The 25,583-nt window shown below is 41.2% G+C and carries 30 protein-coding genes and 1 pseudogene; 9 read left to right on the forward strand and 22 right to left on the reverse strand.

Annotated features, from left to right (window positions below; translation table 11 throughout):
• Positions 1–21: 21 nt before the first annotated feature.
• The 12 genes from CDC33_RS35515 to CDC33_RS41480 all read right to left on the reverse strand — a co-directional run bounded on the left by CDC33_RS35515 (position 22) and on the right by CDC33_RS41480 (position 6,386).
• Positions 22–621, reverse strand: a complete 600-nt coding sequence (locus CDC33_RS35515; RefSeq protein ID WP_109013223.1) for an alpha-ketoglutarate-dependent dioxygenase AlkB family protein — start codon at positions 619–621, stop codon at positions 22–24.
• A gap of 45 nt (positions 622–666) precedes the next feature.
• Positions 667–1,398, reverse strand: a complete 732-nt coding sequence (locus CDC33_RS40975; RefSeq protein ID WP_109013224.1) for a BRO family protein — start codon at positions 1,396–1,398, stop codon at positions 667–669.
• Positions 1,399–1,562: 164 nt separating this feature from the next.
• On the reverse strand, positions 1,563–2,021 hold the full coding sequence (locus CDC33_RS35525; protein WP_109013225.1) for a DUF1392 domain-containing protein: 459 nt from the start codon (positions 2,019–2,021) through the stop codon (positions 1,563–1,565).
• The gene (locus CDC33_RS35530; protein ID WP_109013226.1) at positions 2,018–3,046 is read right to left on the reverse strand and encodes a DNA cytosine methyltransferase; all 1,029 of its coding nucleotides are present in this window, start codon (positions 3,044–3,046) and stop codon (positions 2,018–2,020) included. The genes CDC33_RS35525 and CDC33_RS35530 overlap by 4 nt, the downstream gene beginning before the upstream one ends.
• Positions 3,043–3,441, reverse strand: coding sequence for a MerR family transcriptional regulator (locus CDC33_RS35535; RefSeq protein WP_244919534.1), 399 nt, complete (start codon positions 3,439–3,441; stop codon positions 3,043–3,045). The genes CDC33_RS35530 and CDC33_RS35535 overlap by 4 nt, the downstream gene beginning before the upstream one ends.
• Positions 3,438–3,668: a hypothetical protein gene (locus CDC33_RS35540; protein WP_109013379.1), complete on the reverse strand. Its 231-nt coding sequence runs from the start codon at positions 3,666–3,668 to the stop codon at positions 3,438–3,440. The genes CDC33_RS35535 and CDC33_RS35540 overlap by 4 nt, the downstream gene beginning before the upstream one ends.
• Before the next feature lie 68 nt (positions 3,669–3,736).
• A complete protein-coding gene (locus CDC33_RS35545; protein WP_109013228.1) occupies positions 3,737–4,567 on the reverse strand; it encodes a hypothetical protein in 831 nt (276 codons plus the stop codon).
• A 124-nt stretch (positions 4,568–4,691) separates the two neighbouring features.
• Positions 4,692–5,081: a hypothetical protein gene (locus CDC33_RS40980; RefSeq protein ID WP_244919535.1), complete on the reverse strand. Its 390-nt coding sequence runs from the start codon at positions 5,079–5,081 to the stop codon at positions 4,692–4,694.
• A gap of 25 nt (positions 5,082–5,106) precedes the next feature.
• Complete coding sequence (locus CDC33_RS35555) at positions 5,107–5,307, reverse strand: hypothetical protein (RefSeq protein ID WP_109013229.1); 201 nt, start codon at positions 5,305–5,307, stop codon at positions 5,107–5,109.
• The gene (locus CDC33_RS35560; RefSeq protein WP_109013230.1) at positions 5,300–5,626 is read right to left on the reverse strand and encodes a hypothetical protein; all 327 of its coding nucleotides are present in this window, start codon (positions 5,624–5,626) and stop codon (positions 5,300–5,302) included. Before CDC33_RS35560 ends, CDC33_RS35555 begins: the two co-directional genes overlap by 8 nt.
• Before the next feature lie 123 nt (positions 5,627–5,749).
• Entirely contained in the window at positions 5,750–6,262 is a 513-nt protein-coding gene (locus tag CDC33_RS35565; RefSeq protein WP_244919536.1) for a hypothetical protein, read from the reverse strand.
• Positions 6,252–6,386: a hypothetical protein gene (locus CDC33_RS41480; protein WP_280524470.1), complete on the reverse strand. Its 135-nt coding sequence runs from the start codon at positions 6,384–6,386 to the stop codon at positions 6,252–6,254. Before CDC33_RS41480 ends, CDC33_RS35565 begins: the two co-directional genes overlap by 11 nt.
• A gap of 84 nt (positions 6,387–6,470) precedes the next feature.
• Here CDC33_RS41480 and CDC33_RS35570 point away from each other — a divergent pair, with 84 nt between their 5' ends.
• The 3 genes from CDC33_RS35570 to CDC33_RS39615 all read left to right on the forward strand — a co-directional run bounded on the left by CDC33_RS35570 (position 6,471) and on the right by CDC33_RS39615 (position 8,286).
• Positions 6,471–7,064: a hypothetical protein gene (locus CDC33_RS35570; RefSeq protein WP_369694412.1), complete on the forward strand. Its 594-nt coding sequence runs from the start codon at positions 6,471–6,473 to the stop codon at positions 7,062–7,064.
• 39 nt (positions 7,065–7,103) lie between these two features.
• Positions 7,104–7,370, forward strand: coding sequence for a hypothetical protein (locus CDC33_RS41810; protein ID WP_369694413.1), 267 nt, complete (start codon positions 7,104–7,106; stop codon positions 7,368–7,370).
• A gap of 766 nt (positions 7,371–8,136) precedes the next feature.
• Entirely contained in the window at positions 8,137–8,286 is a 150-nt protein-coding gene (locus CDC33_RS39615; protein WP_181374343.1) for a hypothetical protein, read from the forward strand.
• Here CDC33_RS39615 and CDC33_RS39620 read toward each other — a convergent pair.
• Entirely contained in the window at positions 8,268–8,429 is a 162-nt protein-coding gene (locus CDC33_RS39620) for a hypothetical protein (protein WP_181374344.1), read from the reverse strand. The two genes, CDC33_RS39615 and CDC33_RS39620, sit on opposite strands and share 19 nt — an antisense overlap.
• Before the next feature lie 162 nt (positions 8,430–8,591).
• Here CDC33_RS39620 and CDC33_RS35575 point away from each other — a divergent pair, with 162 nt between their 5' ends.
• Positions 8,592–8,939 carry a hypothetical protein gene (locus CDC33_RS35575; RefSeq protein WP_244919537.1) on the forward strand — a complete coding sequence of 116 codons (348 nt, stop codon included), beginning with the start codon at positions 8,592–8,594 and terminating at the stop codon, positions 8,937–8,939.
• A gap of 376 nt (positions 8,940–9,315) precedes the next feature.
• Here the strand turns inward: CDC33_RS35575 and CDC33_RS35580 are convergent, their stop codons facing one another.
• Positions 9,316–9,765, reverse strand: a complete 450-nt coding sequence (locus CDC33_RS35580) for a hypothetical protein (protein WP_109013231.1) — start codon at positions 9,763–9,765, stop codon at positions 9,316–9,318.
• Positions 9,766–9,822: 57 nt separating this feature from the next.
• On the opposite strand from CDC33_RS35580, the gene CDC33_RS35585 reads away from it, so the two are divergent.
• From CDC33_RS35585 to CDC33_RS35595, 3 genes are all read left to right on the forward strand, one after another.
• The gene (locus CDC33_RS35585; RefSeq protein WP_146195924.1) at positions 9,823–10,431 is read left to right on the forward strand and encodes a hypothetical protein; all 609 of its coding nucleotides are present in this window, start codon (positions 9,823–9,825) and stop codon (positions 10,429–10,431) included.
• Positions 10,432–10,540: 109 nt separating this feature from the next.
• Positions 10,541–11,449, forward strand: a complete 909-nt coding sequence (locus CDC33_RS35590) for a hypothetical protein (RefSeq protein WP_109013233.1) — start codon at positions 10,541–10,543, stop codon at positions 11,447–11,449.
• A 259-nt stretch (positions 11,450–11,708) separates the two neighbouring features.
• Positions 11,709–12,584, forward strand: coding sequence for a transposase (locus CDC33_RS35595; protein ID WP_109013234.1), 876 nt, complete (start codon positions 11,709–11,711; stop codon positions 12,582–12,584).
• A 290-nt stretch (positions 12,585–12,874) separates the two neighbouring features.
• Here the strand turns inward: CDC33_RS35595 and CDC33_RS35600 are convergent, their stop codons facing one another.
• From CDC33_RS35600 to CDC33_RS35625, 5 genes and pseudogenes are all read right to left on the reverse strand, one after another.
• Entirely contained in the window at positions 12,875–13,474 is a 600-nt protein-coding gene (locus tag CDC33_RS35600; RefSeq protein WP_109013235.1) for a Uma2 family endonuclease, read from the reverse strand.
• 100 nt (positions 13,475–13,574) lie between these two features.
• Positions 13,575–15,171, reverse strand: a pseudogene (locus CDC33_RS35610) (HlyD family type I secretion periplasmic adaptor subunit).
• Between the two features lie 74 nt (positions 15,172–15,245).
• Positions 15,246–18,032, reverse strand: coding sequence for a type I secretion system permease/ATPase (locus CDC33_RS35615; protein WP_109013236.1), 2,787 nt, complete (start codon positions 18,030–18,032; stop codon positions 15,246–15,248).
• A gap of 109 nt (positions 18,033–18,141) precedes the next feature.
• Positions 18,142–18,336: a hypothetical protein gene (locus CDC33_RS39625; protein WP_109013237.1), complete on the reverse strand. Its 195-nt coding sequence runs from the start codon at positions 18,334–18,336 to the stop codon at positions 18,142–18,144.
• Entirely contained in the window at positions 18,333–19,181 is an 849-nt protein-coding gene (locus tag CDC33_RS35625) for a peptidylprolyl isomerase (RefSeq protein ID WP_109013238.1), read from the reverse strand. The genes CDC33_RS39625 and CDC33_RS35625 overlap by 4 nt, the downstream gene beginning before the upstream one ends.
• 333 nt (positions 19,182–19,514) lie before the next feature.
• Here CDC33_RS35625 and CDC33_RS35630 point away from each other — a divergent pair, with 333 nt between their 5' ends.
• Positions 19,515–20,252 (forward strand): hypothetical protein, encoded by a 738-nt coding sequence (locus tag CDC33_RS35630; protein WP_109013239.1) that lies wholly within the window; start codon positions 19,515–19,517, stop codon positions 20,250–20,252.
• Positions 20,253–20,528: 276 nt separating this feature from the next.
• Entirely contained in the window at positions 20,529–21,683 is a 1,155-nt protein-coding gene (locus CDC33_RS35635) for a hypothetical protein (protein WP_109013240.1), read from the forward strand.
• 93 nt (positions 21,684–21,776) lie between these two features.
• On the opposite strand, the gene CDC33_RS35640 is transcribed toward CDC33_RS35635, so the two are convergent.
• The 3 genes from CDC33_RS35640 to CDC33_RS35650 form a co-directional block, all read right to left on the reverse strand.
• Positions 21,777–22,913, reverse strand: a complete 1,137-nt coding sequence (locus CDC33_RS35640) for an ISH3 family transposase (RefSeq protein WP_244919538.1) — start codon at positions 22,911–22,913, stop codon at positions 21,777–21,779.
• Positions 22,914–23,699: 786 nt separating this feature from the next.
• Positions 23,700–24,950, reverse strand: a complete 1,251-nt coding sequence (locus CDC33_RS35645; protein WP_369694414.1) for a hypothetical protein — start codon at positions 24,948–24,950, stop codon at positions 23,700–23,702.
• A gap of 377 nt (positions 24,951–25,327) precedes the next feature.
• Positions 25,328–25,582, reverse strand: a complete 255-nt coding sequence (locus CDC33_RS35650) for a hypothetical protein (protein WP_109013241.1) — start codon at positions 25,580–25,582, stop codon at positions 25,328–25,330.
• Between the last annotated feature and the right edge of the window lies 1 nt (position 25,583).

Consider the following 25,583-nt stretch of genomic DNA (forward strand, 5'->3'; position numbering starts at 1 on the left):
ATGATCTGAGTCAAGTCAGAATCATCTCCCACCCCCGGTATGTGGCCGGAAAGTCAGATTAATCCGAGTGCCGACTACTTTGTTGGTCTTTGGAACTTGATGCAGATGAGTAGACTGACAGCCAGGGTGCATCACAAGTAAACTGCCGTGTTCCAGCCAGAAGTCAGTAGGTTTGCCATTCCTCGGTTTGATTTGAAACTTGCGACATGACCCCAGGCTGACTGATGCAATCGCTGGCTGATATCCCATCGATGGTTCATTGTCGGAATGCCAGCCGATTGAGTCTTGTCCACTGCGGTACTGATTGCCGATGACGATGCGGAACTTATAACCAGTTAGCGCAGTGATTGAGTCGCGCATTCCTTGCAGAGCCTCTGTCCAACATAGTGGTTTCAAAAACACGCTATTGGAGTAAAGATAGTCACAGCCTTTGTCACCGTACAGGCATTCCAGGCGAGGGACGGGCATTGTTTTACCTGCCATACTTATTTGATTCTGCTGCCACTCCAGTTTTAAACAGTGTTGATAGAGCGAGTTGGCAAGTTCCTGACTTAAGAAATCGGGGTAATAACTGACTGGTAACACTGGGGTTGATTCAGCAAATAAATTGAGTTGTTGCATAGTACTTTTCTCCAATTAAAGAAAGTATTCTGAAGACAATTGCTGTTAATTTTGACCAGTAGAGAAAACCTCAATCAACACGCTTTCTGGATACAAACCAACTTTTCCAAAACGTGGGTCATGAATGCGTTCTATTTCTATTCCTTGTTTTCGGCACAATGCACTTGCCTTTCTACCTTTAGTACCCGCTTCTTTTACAGATATTTCTAAACCTTGAAGATTAGCGAAACCAACAACACTATATTTATGGCCGCATGGAGTGTTTACTCTGTCTTGCTCAACTTCAATCGCTTTTAGTCGGTGCAAAATTTCAGTTTGTTGCTGTTGTTGTTGGAGTAAATGCTGTTCTTGCTCTGCTAGTTGTTGTGCTAAAGCAGCAAGTAACTGTATTTGTGTCATAGCTTTTAACTGGGTTTGGGTTTCAGCCTCTCGCGTTTTCACAACAAAATAACTTTGCGCTGCTGCTATCTCTGGTTTTCGTGGATCACCATTCATCGCAGTTAAATAGCAACCATAGCGACTGAGTTTGAAATCGTCTCTAGGTCTACCTCCGGTACTTTTTGCGGTCAGACGCAAAAAGTGTTTTTCGCTCTCTTGCTCTATGTTTGAACAAGCTGCGATCGCTCTAGAGATGGCATCCTCAAATTGTCGCCATTGCTGATATCCCAATATGGGCATCAATTCACGAGCTAACCAATATTCATTGCCATCTGTATCAACCTGCTTGATTTGGTCAAATGGGCTGGGCTGATTTTCACGCTTTATAATTGCATCCATACTTCCTCTGAGTTTTTGATATGTTATGTGAACCGGCTTCGCTATTTGCCTTTTACTGTGGGTGGATCTGAATCTCTTGTTTGATCTGTTCGATGATTTCGGCGATTTCAATTTGTGACATAACTTTGATTGGGTGATAATTTTTGTTGTGTGATTAGAGAGAATTAGACCTTTACCCGCACCAAACTTTTCTCACCAACTAGTGAGAAGCGATTCCATACAATCGGCGATTGGGTTAACGTTGGCGACACCAATTCAACAAGGTAGAACCAGGAATTATTTACCAGTGCAATCCCCAAAATCAGCCGTTGTTTTGTTCCTTTATCGTGAGAACAGAGGATTACTCTTTCGCCCAAAACGAAAGCAGGTTTTTGCAAGTTGAGGGCTTCTAATTCTCCAGTCCCGATGATTTGGTTTTGTGTGGCGTGAAGGATTTCATTACGGCAATCAATTGAATAAATCCAACATTCATGTTTCCACTGAATACCGCAGCAGTAACCAAATGTTCTTGTGGTTCTCAGGTATACTCTCTCTAGTAAATTGACCTCAACAGGTGGAATTGTTTGTCTCCAAGGAGGAGAAAGATACCAACTTGTTTCAAGGATATTAATTAACTCAATCATGGGTTTTTCTCTTGTTGGGATAAAATTGTTTTAAGTCGTTCAAAAATTAATGCAGCGCATTGAGGCACAATCGCATTTCCTAAAGCTTTGATTTGCTCTGCGTGTTGTCTTCTGAGGCTTTGGTATTCTGCATAGAGTTGGCAATATTCTTTTTGGCTATCTGCCGGAAGCGCTGCAATTTCATTACGACTGAGCCGATTGAAACTGGGGACTGTGGCAGAGGTGAGCCAAGAATCAAGTCCTGGGTGGGTAAGGAGACATTTGTCCAGCCCTGTGGTACGCCGATCATCGCCTCTATTAGATGCGGATTCAGCGATACCTGCGGCACGCCCAAGGGCGAACGCTGTGTATTCAACCCTTCGACTGCCAAGAGGGTAAACTGAGTTGGTAAGTCTGTGTTTCTGGGAGTCGCCATCATCACCGCCGCCGACAGATGCAATGTTTGTCCCGCTTTGTGTGTACTGACTCCAGGATGTTCCCCGTCTTGGGCTTTGGGAGTGGGCAATAATCCAAACTCTTTCTCGCTTGTGGACAGCTCCCACCGATGCTGCTGAAAACACTCCCCACTGGACATCGAACCCCATCTCGGCAAACTGCCACAGTACGGCACGGAAAAATTCACTTCCCTCAGCAGTAAGCAATCCGGGTACGTTTTCCACAATCGCCCAGTCTGGTCGAACACAGCGAAGGACTCTAAAGAACTCTCCAAACAAGTTGCGTTCATCAAGTGATGCTTTTTGTTTCCCCGCAAGGCTAAATGGAGGGCAGGGGAGTCCGGCGATGATGCCGTCAACTTCTCTAACTCCGATTCCTGCCAAAGACTTAACTGTAATATCATGGATGTCTGGGATAATTGGAATTTGTGGGAAGCGTAGATTTAGAACTTGTTGGCAGTAAGAGTTAATCTCGCAAAAAGCCACGGTTTCAAAACCGCCACTAATCAAATTACCGAGGGTGAAGCCGCCAATACCAGAACAAAGGTCAAGGACTTTTTGGGTTTCCAGGCGAATGATTTGCTGTATCATTCCAACCTCCCTACCAGGTACTCGATAGCGTCTTTATCAATGGCAGCAATTCGGTTTTTAATACGTTCAGGTGGATTCTGAAGAAATCTTTTTAAATCTTTGCTCTTGATTTGGTGATATCTTCCAGAGTGTTTGGTTGTACGAATCCATCCTTTTTTTACCCAAGTCCAAACAGTAGCCGAATTAAGTTGTAAAACCCTGGCAATTTCGCAGCAGTTGTAATTATCAAGAATTGGACGTGCGGAGTATCCTAAAAAGCGTAATTTGTTTTGAATAGCTGATGTTGAGCGTATGTATCCTTTGATTTTGAGGCGATAAGCTATTTGCTTAACAGTGTAGAGACAAGCCATTTCTTCAATGATTGCTACTTCTTCATCAGTCCATTTTGTATTCATAATTTCACCTCGGATAAAGAGAGATAATTTGTGTCAGCTTGTCCTTGTACAATCCGAGCGCTGATAGATTCAAAATCTACTTGAAAGATGTTCATGTCAGTCAGCATTTCCCCACTGTTGTAGCGGTCTACAATGTGCTGCTTGATTGCGGATTGATTCAGCCCATCCGGGATATCGATGTGCGCTTCACTCATGATTTTTTCGACTACTGTAACGATGACTTTCATAGTTTTTATTCCCATCTGATTAATACAGGATTCAGAAATAAAACTTCTTCTAAATCCTGTATGGTTATTTACACTGCTCCTGCTTTTGCAGTTTGCAACTGTTGCATCCATGCACTGATTGCGGCTAATTCATCAGCACCACTAGCAACAACATCAATCACTTCCTTTTGATAAGAAGATTCCGCATGATTGGGATATTCACACTTATCTGATGCCCAAGCCAAACACATTGTTTTTACTAGAGAATCTATCTTGCTGATATCTAGCTGGCTGGGATTACTAACATTTTGAAATTGCAACCACTCTCTGACTAAATCAAGGGGATAATCAAGCAAAGTACGAATGTTTTTAATTCGTAAATCTTGAGGATGTACTGGTTGAGGAACTACGCTAAGTTTTGGTGTGGATGGAGTAGTTGAGGAATTCCCCGCTAATAAAATTTGAATGTCACGAATGATTGTTGCCCAGTCTGCATCTTTATCCCACTCCCTACGAAGTCGGACTTTAGTTACTGCATCATAAAGGCGACAAAATACTACGTTCTCTTCCCCAGCAGTCACAGCAATAATTAGGGCTTTATCAAAATCTTGAACAAGGGAAGCAGCTAAAAGAAAGCTTTTGGCGAAGTTAGTTTCAATGCCAGTTCTGACAATATAAACCTCATCTGCTCTCACAACGATGTCTAACTTAATATTGTCCTTGCCTTTAAACTCTTTCGTTGTTAATCTCAGTTCTGATATGTAACCAGTCAGCCCTCTTTCTAGAACAGGAATCGTTTTATCCTTATCGATATTGTAGTGATACCAGAGATAGGATTCACCACTTAACTCAGCATTTTTGACATATAAATAGATGGGTTCGGGAGGGTTTGATAAACCTAGTTTGATTTCAGTAACCATGTTCACCTCGGTTAAGTTTCATTGATTAGTGTTCTGTGTGCAATAATGGGAATTCTGTAGCGGGAGAAAAACTTCCGTGCGTTCACTTGAAGTAATGCATTCCTTTAGGTGAACGCTTTTTTTCTTAGGCAGAAGGTTCTCGATTGCGGTCTAATTCCCATTGCAGATAAGTGAGCGCAGTTTGAGCATCGGCAATGTTTAAATCTGGTTGATATCCTGTTTCTAGTAGTTGCTCATAGTGGGGGTGCGTAGCAATAAGTGATATCAGAGTTTGAGCTTGTTCAAGTAATTGCTGGAGGCTGGGGTTAGACATTTCAATTCCGAGCCGTGAACATAAATCCTCTGCCTTTACACCTATTGTTCCTGGTTCAATTTCTGTTGCTAATTGTTCAAGCAGAGATTGAAAGTTAGGATGCTCATCGTTGATTTCAACTTCAAATAAATCTGCACTCTTTGTAACGGTAGTTGCCCAATCTGGAAGAGTATTTGAAATGGTTTTTGCGTAAAGTTTCATGATTGTGTCCTCTGGAATTAATAACTTAAAAATCCTCGGCAATCTCTAACAAAAAGCCGCGTCCCGTGTTCTGCACTTGCACCAGTTCTCTATCCAGCAGTGTTTGAATGACTGAATCGGAGAATTGGAATTGAAGACGATGTAATGGAACACAACCACCGCAAAGCTGAAGTAAACGCAGCAAGTGCTTGGCTCTACCCTCAAAGTTGTCTGTAGAGTTAGCCATTGTTTACACCCTTAGCTAATACAGTTAACTGTCGGTTGAGAATGTTTATCTGCTGTTGATAAAAGTCAATCTCTGCGGTGATTTGCTGGAATAATTCTTCTGGTGTGAGCAGTTGGATTTGATCCTCTTTCAAGTACGATATTTCATCAGAATTCTTATTAGGCATCAGAGCATAACGCCAACCATCATCAAATTGTTCAGCCAACTCTGTACCAGATGGGTAGTAGTAAAGTCCTAGAATCGTACCTTGTTCTGTACGCTGTTCTAAAGTAAAGCGAGGGTATGCCCAGTGTTGGGGGATTGAAATTGTCGGTTGCATAGATTTAATTGGGGATTGGTGAATAAATAATTAGGGAAAGGGGGAAAGGGCAAAGGGGAAGGGAATGAAGAAATTTACCTTTCCCCCAAACCCAAAAACCTTTTCCCAAGTGAAGCCCAATACTTACGCTGTGACTAACTCCGCTCTCTCCAGCAGCCGTTGCAATTTATCGCCAGTTAGCTGTTCTAACGGTTGGTCTAAAATATATTCATCAAAAATGGATTTACTATCACAAGACACATCCACCATCGACAGCGATCGCACTGCATCATAGACCGAGTTAGAATACTGCTGCTGAACTGAATAACGCCTCTTCACCCACCAGTCACCGTCAGTGCATCCGACTTGCCCCAGTTTCACGCCGTTGTTGTTGTAAATCCCATCATCGAGAATTTCAAACCCATAATTCTGGCACTCGTTGAAGATATGCGCCATGATTAGGTTTTCGGTAGTGGGGGGTGTTTCTACTTGGGTGGGTTCGTTTAGTGTGCTGTCTTGGTGATGCCATTGAATGAAGCGGTGGCATCTTGCATAAGTATTAGCGCGGAATTTCTCTTTGCCCTGTACCAAGACTACCCAAGGCTGGGTTAGATCATCATCGTGGGTGATGCTGGCTATCAGTTCATCAGGGAGCAACGCGATTTTGTGAGGTGCTAAAATCTGGGACGTATATAGCTTGTTTCAGGATGCGATCGCAACTAAAAAACCAGATTTTGTTGAGAATATAGGGGTGTAATTGAGAACTAAACCCCGATCTCACTTTTTCGCGTTGCTCCCCTATCACGGTTAGAATCATCTGCCATTGGTTCAAAGCAAATACTATTGAGCCAAAAGAAGTGGAATAATGCCTAAACCACCTTCTAAGCGCAAAAAAGATACCTCTGCTGCTTCTAATGACAGCACACTAACCGATGACCAAGACCTTGAAGAAAACCCAGCCTTAGCAACAATCACCGTTACTGCTGTTGAAGTTCCAGAGTTGACAGAAGAAGAACAGCGCGATCGCTTACATCTAGAGCGGCGTGTGGAAAGAGCGTTTTTTGAGGCGGGGAAAGCGCTGACGGAATTGAGGGACAGACGGCTTTATCGCTCCACGCATAAAACATTTGAAGATTATTGCCGCGATCGCTTTGCTCATAGTCGTCGTCAGTCTTATCTTTTAATGGATGCGGCGGTTGTTTTCGATAATTTGATGGAAAAATGTGATCCATTGGATCACATTTTGCCAACTAACGAACGTCAAGTCCGACCAATGACAAAGCTTGAACCCGAACAACAGCAGGAAGTGTGGGTAAAAGCGGTGGAGCAGGCAGGGGGTAAAGTGCCACCAGCTAGAATCGTTAAAAACGTAGTGCAGCAAATAATGGAACGCACCCAAGTACCCAACACCTACCAGTTAGGCGAAGTATGCCAAATACTTGCAAAGGACAATCCATAACTCAGAGGCAAGGGTGGGTGCTGGGGCATCGTAAACTATGTGGGCGAATTTAGCTGCACTGTCAAAACCTGGGATGGCGAGTACACCGTTGGGTTGCAGCATCTGAAGTCCTTCAACTACCTACCCCAGGAATGTGAGCAGATGCAGTTAATCAGCGATCGCATCAGTCGAGTGTATTCCGATTCGCTGGAGGAGACAGTCGAAAGTCTGTTGCAGTCGTTGGGGAAACTGAATCGGCCTTATCTAACGGCTATCGAAGAGAAATTGTTGGGTTTGATTGAGCGAGAATATGGTGTTGGAGATTAAATCTTCGCAAACTCATAGACAATAATAAATACACATCTTATGATTATGGAATCAGTTTGATATTTGGCAAGTCGAAGCGAGGTCAAAAACCCTGGGGATCTGCCAAAATCGCCAGAACCTTGACAAATAAATAGTTTCACAGTTTCAGTACTAAGGGAAGTTGATAATTAGTCGCAATAAGAGCGGCTGAAATCGACCTATTTTTGAGGTCTGCCAAAATGCTTCCCAGGAAGCTTGCTCTGTAACAGTTTCAGCACCGAGCGGTTTCCAAAGCCTATTACCCCGCAAGGGGACTGAAACATGATTATCTTGCAACTTCAGAGGGTGAAAAACTTCCGTTTCCAAAGCCTATTACCCCGCAAGGGGACTGAAACCTACAGAAGCGTAAAGGATGTATGACCTATTTTTTTGTTTCCACAAACTAAATCCCCTCACGGGGACTGAAACATACAATTGTTGACTTAAATCATTATTGTAATAATAGTTTCCACAAACTAAATCCCCTCACGGGGACTGAAACTAAAAAGATAAAGGGCAAACAATTACATATCGTAAGTTTCCACAAACTAAATCCCCTCACGGGGACTGAAACAGGACAACATCTTTATTGAAGGGATGGCAGCAAAATGTTTCCACAAACTAAATCCCCTCACGGGGACTGAAACTTTGAACAAGCTGCCTGATGAAAACTAAATCCCCTCACGGGGACTGAAATGATTATGAAACCCGCCACCTAGCCAGCGATGCTAAAGCACTACTGCAAGCAATGGCTAGCTGTCCTGAGTGCTTGACAGAGCAGCAAATACAGGCGATCGCCTCTGTTGTGGCTAATTATCAGATTCCCGAAAATACGACCCCAACGCCTAAGCCAATTCCTAAACCAAAACTCGTTAAACGTCAGAATTCTAGGAGTTGAGTGTTGCTACTGGGAGCAACGCGATTTTGTGAGGTGCTAAAATCTGGGACGTATATAGCTTGTTTCAGGATGCGATCGCAACTAAAAAACCAGATTTTGTTGAGAATATAGGGGTGTAATTGAGAACTAAACCCCGATCTCACTTTTTCGCGTTGCTCCCGTTGCTACTTTATTTTTTAAGTAATTTTACAGTGATCGCTTTCTTTGTTCAATTCAAGCACAGAATAACAAAGCTAGAAACTGGTTCATATAATGCTGATTGCTGTATCAATAAAAAAATTACCTAAATAGTTAATATTGCTAAGTTGGGGATCACTGCTACAGGAACCGCTATTCTTACCCAAGTTATAGTCACAGCGATTTCATACTCTTTGGATCTTTATCGGGGCGATATTACTGTTGAAGAGTACAAAAATTTAGTTTTAGAAGCGGCAAAGGCAGCAGGTATTGCGACACCGATTGTTTTTCTGGTCTTAGTAGCTGTATTGGCGTTATTCCCAGAATTTACAGTTGTGTTGTCAGCGCCAGTGGTTATTGCAGGTTTCAATGCCTTATTTGGCATGAGTATTGCGATGCCGATAGTACAATCGCTACTCCGTCATGCCAATTCGCAATTCGCAATTCGCAATTCGCAGTTATTACCCCACGCCTAAAGGCGGGGGCAAGAGCATTGATACAACGTCTTTTTATCTTTTCCTCAATGACTCAATGAATTGATGGGCTTGTATCCTTAAATGAATCAATTTACAATTTTGTCTGCAATTGCGAATTGCAAACTGCGAATTGCGAATTGTTCGGTCATGCTCAAGCTGGTGGTTTTGGCATAGAAACTGCTGATGTTTGCAGAAATGCGCTTGGTGGATCTGCGCCTGCTTAAAATCTGCGACAAATTTTAACTGGAGTGCTGGTTTTAGCTTCAAGGCTAGTTTCGTTTGTCTTGACAGCTAATCATACGTAAATAACTGAACATTGTTACAATCTCTACATTTCCGTGTTCGCAGCTTTTCGTCTTCCCCCCACCCAGCCCCATCAGCACGGAAATACACCCACTGACTTACGTCCTATTTCTTGTGCTTCAGTAGCTTCCTGTTCCATCATTTTTATGTAAGATTTACGGTCAACACCACCGATAACTAAACCGTAAACAAAACTGATAAAAGGCTGGAGAAATCCTATGATGCTTAACCTACGACCACGACGAAGAGTTTGTTCCAAACGTTTTTGCTCACCTCTAAAGTAATAGGTGTAACCAGGCTCACTCCATACAGAAAACCCTGATTCATCTAGATACTTTAAATCGATTTCGCCAGTTGCAGCAGCTAATTCCAGCATATCTAAGTCTGCTTGGGGAGCAACGCGATTTTGTGAGGTGCTAAAATCTGGGACGTATATAGCTTGTTTCAGGATGCGATCGCAACTAAAAAACCAGATTTTGTTGAGAATATAGGGGTGTAATTGAGAACTAAACCCCGATCTCACTTTTTCGCGTTGCTCCCCATCGCGATCGCCTTTTTATCCATAAAGAATCTTAAAATTATGCCACAAACAACAACAACTGTAACCTCTTGCGTTAAACCAGTTGAAGAACTGAGGTCAGTAGAGATTTCGTTTGAAGATCACGAATTCTATGCAGGTCAAAAGCTCGTAGCTAGCATTACCCACGACGATGACCTAACGCAACCTTGGATAGTCATGGTCAATGGTGAGGAGATCCATCGCGCGAACACTTTTAAAAGATGCCACAGCTACATTACATGGCATTACCAGCATGGAACATTGCCTATACAAGAAGAAGAAACCCCAGTCGCTACAACGGGGAACGAAATCATGGTACAGATTGCTCATGAATGCGAAAAGTACGGGTTTGAAATCCTAGACGATGGTATCTACGACCACGAGCAAAAGCTTGGCGAAGTAGGCTGTACTAATGGTCGTTGGTGGGTTATTAGGGCAACTTCAGTACATCAGCAGAAAGTCCCGTGTGATTCTGCATTTGATGCGGTGTGGGTATTGTCGATGATAGAACTGACGCAACCATCTCGTGAGGAACTGCTGGATAAGCCGTTTGACGAACTCACGCTACAGGAATGGGAGCGGCTACGGGAATATCAGCCAGTGGTAGAACGGGAGTTAATAGCGGCGTAGTTAAAGGGAAAAGGCGATTGCTGACAAGGCAGCAAGGCAGGGCGATCGCTTTTGCACCAAACTCTATTCAGTTATAGCAGTATGATACAACACGATTATTACTGGTGACATGACCCAACAACCTCATGATAAATTTGCCAAGCAGTTTTTAGAAGAGTTACTTTCTCCCTTTGGGGAAGTAAAAACTAACAGGGAAGTAACTGATGAAACAAGATTTGTTGATGTGTTATTTTCGCCAACACCAACATCTGCGGTTGATGCAGAAACTTTAGGATTATTGGGTAGAATTGCGGTATTAAATACTACTTTGCTAGAACCGTTTCGCAATCAACCAAACAGAACAGAAGTACGTAGTTGTCTTCAAAAATTATTTACTGTGATTGCAGACGCGCAACGTCTTGCCAACAGGGAAGACACAACAATAGCAGAGAACGAGTTAGCACAACTGTGGATTATTTCTCCAAGTGCTTCAAAAGCTTTGCTCAAGGCTTTTGAAGCTAAACTAGATTTAGACAATTGGATGAGCGGAGTGTACTTTCTGCCATTGGGTTTAAGGGCAGCAATAGTGGCAACTAATAAGCTACCGCGAACTCCAGACACACTATGGTTTCGGCTCTTGGGTCGGGGAAAAGTACAAAGGGAGGCAGTAGAAGAACTGGTTGCACTACCACCATCCGATCTTGTACGCCGGAACGTACTGGAAATAATTTACAGGTGGCGTATCAGTGTAATGACACAGACAGAATTAACCAGAGATGACCAGGAGTTGATTATGAACTTAACTCAAGCTTACGAAGAAGCTAGAGCGCAAGCGGTACAGGAGGGAGTACAGCAAGGAGTACAGCAAGGACAACGCCAAGTTGTAGAAAACTTGTTAAGATTCCGGTTTGGTTCTGTGGATGAAGAACTTTCAAAAGTAGTCGATAGTTTGTTGCAGTTAGCACCAGAAGAATTTACTCCCCTATGTCTTGAATTATCTCGTGAAGATTTGCTGGCAAGATTTAATTCACATCAATAACCTGTACAGGGCAAATAATTAGTAATAAAAAGCGCTTTTGTGAAATCAAGAGCGCTTTTTATTGGCTCTACGCTTCATATATCACAATTAAACGGCTGCGCCAATGCGAAAGTGAAAATGCTTTTGGTACAAACAAATGAACCCTCAAGAAAATGCCGATTTACTTGCTGCTTTACCCGGATTTCTCACGAAGTTTGAAGAAATAGGGGTCAAAAACTGCCAAAATGTATATTGCAAAACAATTCCAGCAGTTTAAAGCATGACCCCAAATAAAAATCATTGTATACCGGAACAGTTCGTATTTGGACAAGTAGAGTCACGTCCAGTTGTAGTTAATTTCAAGGGTGAGCCTGTAACATCTGATGCAGGATTAATACTAATTGCGGAACTAGACAGAAAAAGAGAAATAACATCACGGCTGGCAGCATGTTTCAAAGATTACCGAGAGCCAAATAAAGTTTTACATCCAGTTCACAGCTTAATTGCACAAAGGATATATGGCTTAATCATGGGTTATGAAGATATAAATGACCATGAAACTCTACGTCACGACCCAATATTTGCGCTGACAGTTGGAAAAGTGATTAATTCAAAGCGAGAATCATTTAATTTGGCAGGAAAAAGTACCTTAAATCGTCTCGAACATTGTCCAGAAGAGGTAACTTCAAAAGAAAATAGTCGGTATCACCGTATTGAATATGATTCATCAGCGATAGAAACACTATTAGTTGAGCTATTTTTAGAATCCTATCAAAAGCCACCACGGCAGATAATCGTGGATTTAGATGTTACGGATAATTTAGTACAAGGCAATATGGAAAATCGTCTCAAAGAACAAAAATTAGATTTACAAAGTGATAGAACAAGTACTCATACATTTGAGGGTAACCAATTACGCTTGTGGTTCGCAGCTATTGCTTACATTTTAATGAATACCATGCGAGAGAAATGTTTAGTCCATACGGAATTCCAAAATGTAACGATTGGTACTATACGCACAAAATTATTAAAGCTAGGGGCTGTTATTACTATTCTTCAGCGACGAATTCTAATTGCAATAAGTAGCGCTTGCCCTTACAAGGACATTTTTGCAACAATTTATGAGTGTTTATCTCGACTGCCTTACCCCGGTTAATGACATGTTGAATTCATAAGTAATAGCTAATTCTGATTTTAAATGACTACTATTTGGGTTATTTACCTAATTTAGCCCAACAAATTGGCATATCAATTTTTCTTACTAATTCTTTCGTGTTTCAGTATTTTTGAATTTTAAATGTATTTTATCTATCTTTAATAGGCTCGGTTTTTACTTTGAACTTCTCATAATCTGTGGAAGTTTGATAATGTATTAATTAAGTTATCCTAAATCTGGCTAACCCAAGTGTTTTTTTCTCGCTCGTGAGAAATCCGGGTTAAGCAGCCTTAAAAATTAATGCGACGATAGATTTCAGTCAAGGGAATTTCTACGTTTAAACTGTGCAGCATAATCGTCCGCTCAAGGTGAGAGTGAACTTGCCATAGCCAGCGATCGTTACTGTTGCGATCCAAGTTGTGATATTGCTCAATGTAGGGTTCAGTTTGGCTGACAAGCACATATTCACAAAAGCTGGCAATCGAGCGATATTTTCTGAACTTGTCCCCTCGATCATAAGCTTCAGTAGAGGGTGATAAAACTTCGACAATAAGCATTGGATTGAGAATTTCATCATTGCGATTGCCATTGAACTCTGGTTCACCATTAACAACCATCAAATCGGTATAAGTCCCACACTGATATTCGGGAATCCAAACTCGCAAGTCGCTGTTATACAAACGAAAATCGGTATCTCTCAATAAAAACCCTAAGTAAATTAAGAAGTTGCTGGCGATCGCGCTATGAGATTCCGACCCTCCCGACATAGTAATAATCTCTCCGTTGCGGTATTCATGGCGTTCGGGGTTTGTTTCTTCCATAGCCCGATACTCGTCTAACGTCAGGCGAGTTGTTATTACATTTGGGGGACTGGTTTGAGCAAAGACCACAATCAACCTCTTAGATAATTAGCTCTAAAACTATTATCAGCAACAGGAGGAAGAATTGCCAATTTCATGAGAAATTATGATTCAAAGCACATTTACTGGCTTAACGAACAAACTTGAGACTTTCGACACTAGAGCTAAACATATCTGTAAATATGCTCATCACCGTCCGTTCTCGTAGTTTAATATTACCACTGACTGACATACCAGATTGAAGAAGTACTTTACGCCCATTAATCGAAATTGATTGTTGATCTAGACGTACCTTAGCAGGAAATCGATAGAAAGGATAAATCTGATCGGGTGGTAAGGCATCAGAGCCAATCCATACTAGCTTACCTTTGACATCGCCAAACTCACTAAAAGGAAATGAATCAATTCTGACATCTACTGTCATCCCCTCTTTAACAAAACCAATATCTTTGTTGGTGATGTAAACTTTAGCAACCAGAGCATCATTAGGAACAATTTTGAGAATTGGTTCGCTGGATGTGACCACAAATCCTGGTGTATGTGCCTTAAGTTCAAAAACTGTACCTGAAACAGGGGAATTAATTGACTGATATTGAAGATTCATTTGAGTTTGGCTCAACTGAGAATCATTTTCGGCAATTTTCTTATTATTTTCGACAATGGCTTTAGTAAGCTGAGAATCAATCTCGGAAATTTTTTTGTTATTATCTGCAATTTGGGTGAGCCAATCTTTGCGAGAAATAGCTACAGTTGATTGCAACTTAGCTTGTGCTTGGTTAATAGCAGATTGTAAACGAAATCCTTCTTGGGTAAGCTGGTCAATTTCTGATTGAGCGTTTCTAACTTCTTCTTGTTGCTTGAAGTATTGGATTTTAGAAATCGCTCCATCATTCATTAAGGGAGTAATATTGTCAAGAATCCCCTGATTCATTTTGAGAGTATCTTTTGTGCTAACCAATTTTATTTGGCTTTGGTTAAGTTGACGATTTAATTGGTCAATTTCTAGTTTTGCAGCAGTGAACCGCGCATCCAATTCAGAAGAAGTAGAGAACAATCGTTCTTTTTGTTCAATGGAAAGTCCACTGCTAGAACCTGTACCATCTAGTTGGGCACGATATAAACGATTCTCTGCAACTAGAGCAACTCGACTTTTAGTAAGGTCAAGCATTTCATTTGTGACTTGAACATCAGTGGCACTGATTGTAGACCCACCTCTCATTTGAGACTGATAAAATTGATTTTCTCTGAGTAAAGATAGACGAATTTTCTTCAAAGAGTCAAGTTGAGCATTAGCAGTAATAGGGTCAAGCCCGATAAGATGTTCACCAAGTTTAACCTGCTGTCCATCTTCAACATAGATTTTTTTTACTACGCCACCAACTAGGAGCTTGTATTTCTTTAACTGTACCTGTCGGCTCTAACTTACCAGTAGCAGAAACAGCTTCTTCAATTTTGGCGAGGTTTGCCCAGATAATTGTACCAGTTGTAACAGCCATCAGACCCCAAAGGATAGCTCTTGACCATTTGCGAGACTGCCGGAGAATTACAGGTTGGTCGAATTTTGGAATATAACGCGGTGCTGTTGAGGGTGGTTTTGGCTGAATATTAGATATTTCTGGTGGTAACTTTTCTAAGTCTTGCAAAGAAGTTAATACTTTTGGTGGCGATGAACCATTTCCATTTGAGTTATGTTTTCCATTTGTACCGTTAGTATTGTTAATATTCATAATTAGTAATAAATTGACTATTTAATAGATAAATATTTAAATAAACTTAACTGTTTACTGAACAAGCAGAGAAATTATTCAGAAATTGCTGACTGCTGTTGATAGAGGCAGTAATACAATCCATTCATTCCAATTAATTCTCCATGAGTTCCCTGTTCTGCAATTCGTCCTTGGCTCATCATCAAAATCACATCAGCATTTTGAATTGTTGCTAGCCTATGGGTAATGAAAAATACTGTTCTTCCCTTAAATACTTGGGCTAAATTCAAGCACACCTGACGTTCAGTAGCATAATCAAGTGCGCTGGTAGCTTCATCCAGAATCAACAGTGGTGGGTTTTGCAGTACAGTCCGAGCGATCGCAATTCGTTGTCTTTGTCCGCCAGATAAAGCCGAACCCCTTTCCCCAACACGAGTTTCATAACCTAAGGGCAGATTCATAATAAAATCGTGAGCGCAAGCAATCTTAGCAGCCTCCACAATTTCTTCTGGTGTAGCATCAGGCATTGTTAAAGCAATATTCTCTTGTACCGTAGTATCAAACAACAAAGTATCTTGCAACACCATACCAATTTGCTGGCGCAAGGAGTAGAGTTCTACTTTATTAATGTCATAGCCATCAATTTTGATGCGACCAGAGTCTAACTCATAGAGGCGCGGCAAGAGTTTAGTTAATGTACTTTTGCCTGCACCACTTTGACCCACAACTCCAACAAACATACCAGCTTCTATATCAAGATGAACATTATTAAGCTGTGGGTTAGGACTTTTAGCGAAGCTGAAAGTAACACTTTCATATTGAACTGCACCAACAATAGCGGGCATCGGGATGTTATTACGTCCAGCAATTTCTGTTTCTTGGGGAGTATCGAGAATATCAGCCAAGCGTTCTAGCGATAAAGCAGTTTCTTGGAAGTTCTGCCACAGTTGAATCAGCCTTAGTAAAGGACTGGTGACATAACCTGCAATAATACGGAAAGCAATTAACTGTCCCAAAGTTAGTTTTTGCTGCAAGACTAAATATGCACCTACCCATAATAAGAGTAAGCTTGATAGTTTATTGAGGAAGTTAGAGAGGGAACTAGCAGTATTGCTTGTCAGAACATTCTCAAAACTAGCACTAATATATCTTCCATAACGAGATTGCCATTGCCAGCGAGAATTCAATTCAATATTTTGGGCTTTGACAGTTTGAATCCCAGAAACCACTTCAACTAAATACGATTGAGTTTCGGCATTGCGTTCGGCTTTGGTTCTAGTTTGACTGCGAATAATGGGTGCAAATATAAAAGTAATAAGTGCGAATAATGGCACAGTTGCTAATGCTACAATCGTTAGCAGCCAGCTATAGAAAATCATGACTACAATATAAATAACAGAGAAAATAGCATCTAGAACAACAGTCAGAGCAGTACCAGTGAGGAAAGAGCGAATATTCTCTAATTCGTTGATCCGGCTGGATATTTCCCCAACAGGGCGCTTTTCAAAATAACGCAGTGGTAAGCGTAATAGGTGGTCGATAACTTCACTTCCTAAACTCAAATCAATCCGATTGGTGGTATCGACAAACAAGTTGGTACGTAGCCAAGTAATAATGCCCTCTACTATAGCCATTGCTATGAGCAGAAAACCCAGAACATTGAGAGTATTAATCCCGTTTTGAATGATAACTTTATCAATAATTACTTGGGTAATTAAGGGATTTGCTAGCCCCAATAGTTGTACAAATAATGAAGCAATAAATACTTCAATTAAAACAGTACGATGTTTTTTTATAGCAGGTAAAAACCAACTTAAGCCAAATCGTTTTTGAGGAGTTTCTTTGGTGGGTTGCAACAGAAGTACTTGCCCCTCCTCCCCCCAAGTTTCTACAAAATCTGCTGGCTTTTTACGGATAATGCCTTGTTCTGGAATGCCAAGAACTAGTTCAAATTCAGTAGCTTTGTAAAGAATTGCATAGCTATCTTGCCAAGGAATCAAAACTGGTGTCGGTAGTTTAGATATAGCGACGGCGGGAACATTCACTAGTTGAGAAGTCAGTCCCATTAATTCTGCCAAAGCACCACATAATTGAATGGAAATGCCACCTGTGCGCTGTTTATTACTAACTAATGCACGGCGCAGGACATCGCGGCGAAATGGCATTCTTAAGTGTTGCGCTAGCATTTGAAAACAGGCAAGAGTTCCATCCACAGGCCCACGACCGGATATGTGCGGGTATTTAATTCCTTGCCCAGACTCTACTTCTTCTGCTTGTTCTGGGCTTAGGGGGGCGAATGGGGCGTTTGCCCAAATTCCAGTATCTGACAATGAGGCGATGTTAACGTCAGATTCAGCCATCGGGAGTGTCGGATCGGTAAAACCAACTAAGCGAACTTCTCCAGTAATGTTAGCTCGATCTGAACCAGGCAAAAGTCTTTCACCCACATCATAGTTCGACCCTTTACTGCTAACTAACCATAGTAAATTAGGGTCTAATTGCTGAAGTGGTGTTGTACCATTCGGCAAGTTAAGGATAGTAGCCTGTTTTGTTAAAGCAGTAGCCAGTTCTTTAAGATTGTCTAGAATCTTACCTCGACGTTCTAGTTCTGCACCCAACAGGTCAAAAACTTCAACTAAGCTGCAATAGTTACGAAAGGCGTTGGCTACTGCTGGTTCAAGTTCTAGTAGACTTAAGAAATCCGAGGCTTTGAGCGTTAGGCAAAGAGTTTCAACTGAGGCGATCGCAGTTTCACACGGTACACGACGCAGCAAACTTGTCCAACCGATGATTTCTCCTGGTTCTAGTAGTTGCAGGGTATCAGGGGCAGAAGCACCAGGGGCATATCCTAATAAACGCGCTTGCCCCTGGTAAACCCGGATTTCTCACCACATCTCGATTAAGCCTGCGCTTGAGCAGAGGAGAGTTCAATGTGCCTTGTTCTTTCCCCTCTGCCCCTCTGCCCCTCTGCCCCTCTGCCCATCCTTCCCCTCAAGCTTGTGAGAAATGCGGGTAAAGAATGGCTACTCTAGCTGGAAGGGTTTCTCTAACCAAAATTGCTTGCCCCATACGGTAACGCAAAGGTTCAAGTTTTTCTGCAAGGAGCTCAACGCTGGTAATCGAAAGCTGGTCAAATGGATAAATGCTTGCAAGGAATTCTTGAATTGTAGTAGTGCTTTCTATCATCTTGTTAACAGGGCTGGGGAACTAGGAGTGTGGGAGTGAGGGAGTGTAGGAGGGTGGGAAATTTCACATTCCCTCACTCCCTGCGTCCCGGACTCCCTCTCTCCCTCTCTCCCGGACTCCTCCTCATGTATCGTCAATTGCGCCTTGCTCATCTCTTCAGCTAACCAAGTTTCAAACAGGTGATTAAGGAGTGTAGAGCGCATTGCATCATCTAATTGAGCCGGAATTAGCTTTTCGAGTCGCACAATCACAAACCACTCATCCAATTTCATCGGTGGCCATAACTGTCCTGGCTGGGAAATGGTAAGTTTCTGCGCTATTGCTGGATGAGGTTGACTTATAGTCACGGGGCCTAGCATCCCTTGAGTTTGAGCTTCAGCGCCTTGTGAATAAACACTGGCACATTCAGCAAATGTTTGTTCTCCTGCTTTAATGCGGAAGTAGAGTTCTTGGGCAACTTCGGCATCAGATGTGCGAATTAAGGAATAAATTACTTTGTCTAGCTGAGGTTTACATTGCAAAAAATAAGATTCTAGCTTTGTCCCCCAAGTAGCTTGCTTTAATTTCTCAATTTTCAGTTCTCGCATAGCAACAGCTTCTAGTTGCTCAAGGCTCATGCTGTAATGCTCTAAGGCTTTTGCTATAGATAGGGGTGTTGTTAGTTGATTGTTTTGATAGAATTGCTCAATAACACCGAGCTTTTCTGATGGAGTGAGTTTAAAGGGAGCGATCGCCCCCTCAATCACCAACAAACGACACAATTGCGGCAGCATTTGGTAGCCAGCCAGCAAATGCGGGATTTCTGCGCTTGCAATTATCTGGTTGCCAATTGAGAGATGAGCCATAGGGTGCGAGTCACAGCCAGGATAAAAGAATGTATTAAATAATTTCTCTCTCGTATCATGTATTGTCTGTTCTACTTATGACAACGATAAGTATACCGATGTTAGCCCGGAGAATGGCTGTTACACACTTAGATATACTGAGAAAAAATACTTTGTTTCTAGTTATTACCTAAATAGGCATATAAAATATTTTAAGGATATTCACGCAGGTATAAGACTCAAAAAACGTGGTATAAAGTTACAAGTAATTGTAGACAATTATAAGCGCTCAAATCTCCATTAAAAGTAGTGCTACTCTGCAAAAATTCAAGTAACAAGTTATCAAAAAGCGTCATGAAACAAAACTTAATTACCCAAGAGTTTGGGATTATTATAGCTGCAAAAAATCATAATCCAACAATACTTAATCCAGATTTTCTCAAATATAGTGGTATTGTCCCGCAAGAATGGGAATTACTTCGGCAGCCCATATACACTCAAAACGTTTCCCAATTGGCTTTTACCAATGGGATTATGATCGTAGCTGAACCTACACGAGTGATTTTTATAGAAGCTATTGAACAGAAAGCAATAAAAGAAATCACTGTGGCGGAAATAGCGAAAAAATACGTTCAAACACTACCAAATGTACAGTATGAAGCTATAGGTCTAAATCCTAGAGGTTATATTAGTTTTGAACAACAAGATAACGCTGCTAGTCAGTATTTAGCCAAAACATTTTTATCTGGTGGGGATTGGCAATCCCTTGGGACTACACCTGTGAGAGCAACGCTTAATTTGGTTTACACTTTAGAGCGCTGCCCATTTTACCTAACTGTCAGCGAAGCTGCATTACGGAATCCAGATGAAACTAATATTCCCATTATCTTATTTAATGGTAGCTTTAGCTACGAAGTTAAAAGTGAAAAATCAGCAGAGCGAGTAGTAAATCTGCATGATATTATTGATAATTGGCAAACAGATTTGTCTAATTATCAAGAAATTATCAACACCAAAATTTTGCTGAAATCAGAGATACCTACAACTGTAGTTCCAGATGTTTTTACAATGAATCACAGTGTAGTCGCCTAATATTTATAGAATCAAAAGCTGATTAATGAGGAGAAAAACTACTGTACATCTCCTCATTTATAATAATTAAAAAAGTCGCAATAATAGCCATCATAATTGCTACTCAATATTGGGCTAAAGAGTCATTGACAATTCGCAATTGCCAATAACGCTCGAACGCAAGAGCATGTCGCAGACAAAAGTTGCTATACAATTGCGAATTGCGAAAGCCCAATACTCAGTTTAACTTTCATATTTAATTTAACTAAAACAATTTACTACTTCTTGGGGTTAGTTATGGGTAGTCCTGAAAACTTAGGAACTAATGGTGGGATTTTACCTCCATCTTTACTTGAGAGTGCATCTTTGGGTGCAGCGTTAGATGACAATTCTGCCTTAACATCTTTGCAAATCGCACTCAGAACACCTAGTGGTTCAGATCCAATCACCTCAAAATTAGAACATCAAGAAAAATCGCCAAACACTACAGAAAATAAGAAATCAAATCAGGATACTATTAATTACACGCTAGTTGGGAACAATATCTTCGACTGTGGACAGTCTTTTAAAGAACCGCAGAATTTTACAACCATTCCCATACTCCCTATTAGTAATAATCAAAACTCTAACAAAGTCAAAGATTCGCTTACAGGTAATACTACAGATAACTCCCTAGTTGGCATTACTGAACAGAAACCACTCATTGCTATTGGAGCATTAGAAAATTTAGATAATTCCCAACAGAATTCCTCCGTTTCTTCCTCTTCTGCCAGGGCTAGCTCAGTATCTACACTTAGTACTAGTCAAACTTCTACCCCTAGTTTTGCCATTCGGACTGAAGGTACTATTAGTATCAATAATAATGGAGATTTTGATGGGATTCCAACAGACTTGAGTGATGATGCCTTGATTTATGCAGCCAAGGGATTTGTCATGAATGGTAATCTGGAATTACCTGTTCAAAGAGATGCACAGGGCAATCCGATTCGAGACACCAATGGCAAACTTGTGCTGGTAGATAAAGCTGTAGCAGTTTCTAATGGTTATACTACAAGCATTGCCAATGGTTCTAATAGTAAATATGCTGGCTTAGTGCCACCACCACTTGTAGCACAGCAAACAGTATTTGTACCAGCTTATGCAGATATTAAGCAGGTTGACCTGAATCGCCGAATTCCAGCAGGCACACCAACTGTTACTTTTAATATTTCTCAAAACCCTCTAAATACTAGTAGCGATTGGTCGCAGAAGTTTCCTGCTGCTGGTACGGTAAATAATCCTACTGTTGTCAGAGTTATCGGAGGGGGACTAAATATTCCCGCTAATGTCAACTTAAGTAATTATGTAATTACTGTTGAACAGGGGGATATCAATTTTAATGGCAACAACTATAACTTAAATAATGTCAGTAGACCGAAAAGTTTTGCGATCGTCAAAAAAAGTAGTGTATGATACAGTTTGCTCGGAGTCTAAAAAAGTTGAGCTGTTTTGATAAATCATAAAGGAAACTTATGAATCACCTCCCAGAATCAACCCAAGTCAGTCCTACGTCAAACACACTTCATTAACTACCCCATAGTCGCGGTCTATAGTTTGACGTAAAAATTCCAGCATTTGTTTGAGAGTAAATAGATTACAGAAAGCTGTTTTACTACTTCTTCTTAAAGTACTAAGATAATGCCATAATAGATAAATCCAAATATTAATAATTAAAAAAGCCAAAGCTATAAATAGAAACCTAATAGTTGGATTTTTAATAGTTGTTTTAATACGGCATTGATTTTTCATCCGATAGCTGCTTTCAATTCCAAAGCGAAGACGGTAGTCATCATGTATTGAATGTAATGACAACTTAACTTTATAGACAGCATAAACAAAAAATTCTCGTCCATGCGCTCGTCTTTTCCCTTTCTTATATGTACAAACTATCCAGACTTGAAATGTAACTGAACCATATTTGTCGCTATTCAACGTGTAAGTTGTTTTATAACTACGCCGACCTCTAATTAATTGTCTAGTTCCTCCATGTTTACCTCGGATAATAGCTGGCATTTCAAAGGGGAGATCTAAAGCTTGCAACCACCGAATTACTGGTACGCAGAAGAACTCTCTGTCTAAAAGCAATCGCTCAATTTTTAATTTTAAAGGCTCAAGTAGTGCTAAAAGATAAGTGATAATTGCAACTAAAGTATCTTCTTTTCGGACAGCTTTAATAGCTAGAGTTACTCGCTGATTTTTCTTAATTAAATATAAAGTTGCGTAAGCATAGAATGAACACGTACCACTTTTAGCTTGACTTCTATAAATATATGGTTCCTCTAATGGTGATGGTTCGCCATAATACGGAATTAAGTTAAAGTCGATAGCAATTTTATTTTTTCCTTTTTGAATCCCATCTGGTATCCGACTTTGAAGCGCTGCATTCAAATCTGATTCCAGGGAGTTCAAATCTGAATATTTTCCTAAATGATAATAAATATTCTTGCTCGTGGGCACATTTGTTAAAACTTTACTAGTGTTCTCTATACTATCTCGCTGTGTGGCAGCGCGAATTAAAATTTCAAAAATCGTCTGTTGTTCACACTCCCCTTGGGTTTTTATCGGAATATGTTCTGTTAAACAGTTAACAACTTCCTCTAAGGTTTCACTGTCAGTTAAAATTGGGGAATTTGTCCTACTCATTAAACTCTATTCTCCTGCGTCAATCTCCTCTTTATTGAACTACCTTACAAAAATTTCTGCACTTTCCCCCTGATTTCTTACCAACTTCGTGAAAAGGCGATCGCCTGGATATTTATTTTTATGGTTCTCCCTAACATGGCGTACCAATAGAGCGAAGCCTAGGGTGTTTACGCCAATCTATATTCCATAACCTTGCATCTTGGCGATGATGTATTACACGGTTGAAGCGAATCGTTTTGCCTTGTATTACATGGATGTATAGGCTCTTCCTTCCGTATAAGGCTTGAGATTGTTTCTCACAATTTGTTCTAAGTGCCTCAGTTTTGCCGGGAGCAATGCGATTTTGTGAGGTAGGCAAGCAGGGGAGGCAGGGGAGGCAGGGGGAGAGAAAGAAATTAAGTATACTTCAGGGTATGTCGGTAGCAAAAATTACTACTTTCTCTCTTTACTCCCCCTGCTTCCCCTGCTCCCCCTGCCCCCCCTGCCTATTTCACGAGGATCTCACTTTTTCGCGTTGCTCCCGTTTTGCCTGTACGTTCGCTGCAATACCCAAAGCCAACGGTTGAAACCTCGATTAATCTCAGGGAGCGAACTAAACGATAGTCGAACAAAGCCCTTGCACCAAGTAATACACCGTTGACCCCAGGGATCTGGAGTTTATCTATTAGCTTTTGTTATCAATTAAATTTTCCCAAAATAACAAAAATCTGTATCCTTTCATACAGTTAATTAAACAAAAGTCTGATTTAGAATCTGTTTTTCAGAGCGATCGCAAAACTTTTCGGTCTACTGAATATCACTAACTGCCTGGGGTAACATTTCCAATTGCTCGGCTCGATAGGCGATCGCAGTTGGTGTTGGTTCACTCCCCAGAATGATTGCCGCAGCTTCGAGCGCTTGGGTATTGTTCATGGCACTGGCGAGATTCTTCAAAGCCATCCCCATCAACCGTAAGCATTCCTGGGCATTTTCCTTGGGGGGTTCAACAGCTAGCGATCGCAGATCAATTGTCTTCTCCAGTGCTTGCTTTACCTGCTTATTTAACGCTTTGGTTGCCTGCTGGGTCATGGTATTCCCCCACTGTTGAGAAGGGCGTTGTTCAACAGCGTTTTCTAATTCTTGGATACGTTGTTGGAGTAGCTGATTCTCAATCTCCAGCTTTCTCAACCCTTCCATTTCAGAAAGCCGTTGCTGTAACTGGATATTTTCTTCTTTTTGTTGTTTAAAGAGTTGTTGCAGAGATTGGATCTGCTCACTTACTTGTTCTTCGGCTCTGGCTGTGGCTTCTGACTGTAGCCCAATTCTCAACTCTTGCTGTAAGCGCTCTAACTCCTGCTGGTGTTGCTCTTTGATTTGGGCGATGGCCTCAGAATATTGTTTTGGGTAAGTCCGATCACTCGATTCGGACACAATTGCGTCATCAGCTAAATCACTATTGTTTACCAGCAGTCTCTCACTATCGCTGAAGGTAACAATCTGCTGATAGTTGTTTGGTGCGTCTGCCTCAATCAATCCCGATTCGCCATAGCGAGGGTGTGATTGTGATGAAATCCTGACTGATTTACACAATTGCGTTTGACTTCTTTCGCTTTTTGTAGTTTTTTTAGCTGTTGGTGCAACCTGTTGTACTGCTTTAGCAAAATCGGCGGCAGTTGGGAAGGGTTTTTCTTTGGCTGCGATCGCAACAGCTTCTTGAAGCTTGTCAGGTGTTTTTACCAGACGGAGTAGGGATCGGGTTTGAGATGGTTTAGTGATCTTGCCTCTCAAATCTTCAGGTAAAGTTTCAACCACTCGCTTTGCTGCAAATAAATCTTTAACCTTGCGATATCCCCCGTGTTTGGTCAATTCCTTTTCGCAGTAGTCTTCAAAGCTAGTATATGTACCATCTCGGTAATATTTGTTATCTCGCATCAACCGCAGTTCATCCGATACCTGCCACTCAAATCGGTCTATGGCGGCGAAGGTTTCCTGAATGCTGATGTTGAGATTGCTGTAGTCAATGGCTGAGGTTGTTTCGGAACAGTCTAGTGTCAGCATTGTTTAACCTTTATATGCTGTATATACAGGCAAAAAACATAGTCAGCGTGTTTGGGATTATGACACTGTTGCACCAGAAGCACCGCCAACCATACTTGGCAATTAGATCCAGTCTTTTACGGCGTTTTTGACTTATTGTTAGCCGCTTATATAGGCGAACAGAATTTGCCCCCATTGTGGACAGGGGATTTTGTATTGTTGAAACCATTTGGACTCCGAAAATAAGCCGGATTAGGATCAATGTATTAACATTAGCAAAATTGTTAATACAAATCAACCTATCAAAAAACAAACCAGCTAAGTTTCCCTAGCTGGTTTGTCGCTTATTGCCTTAGTAACTTGCTCTCGCCATTGCCTGAGAGTACTATTCTCTTCTCTCAGGCGGCGGATTCCCCCAACATTTCGTACTGCTGTTGTTGCCACTGCATAAACTGCTGCTTCATTTCGGCGACTTCTGATTTCAGCTTTACTAACTCTGGATCAAGCTCATTTACTGGCTTTTCAGCTAAATAAGAATCAATAAAATCCATTAGCAACTTGGATACAGAAGTATTGCTAGCTTTGGCTTTATTCATAAAAGCCTCTTTTTTGTCTTCAGAGATCCTAATAATTATCTGTTTGTCTGCTGCCATC

Source organism: Nostoc commune NIES-4072, assembly GCF_003113895.1.
Lineage (GTDB): Bacteria > Cyanobacteriota > Cyanobacteriia > Cyanobacteriales > Nostocaceae > Nostoc > Nostoc commune.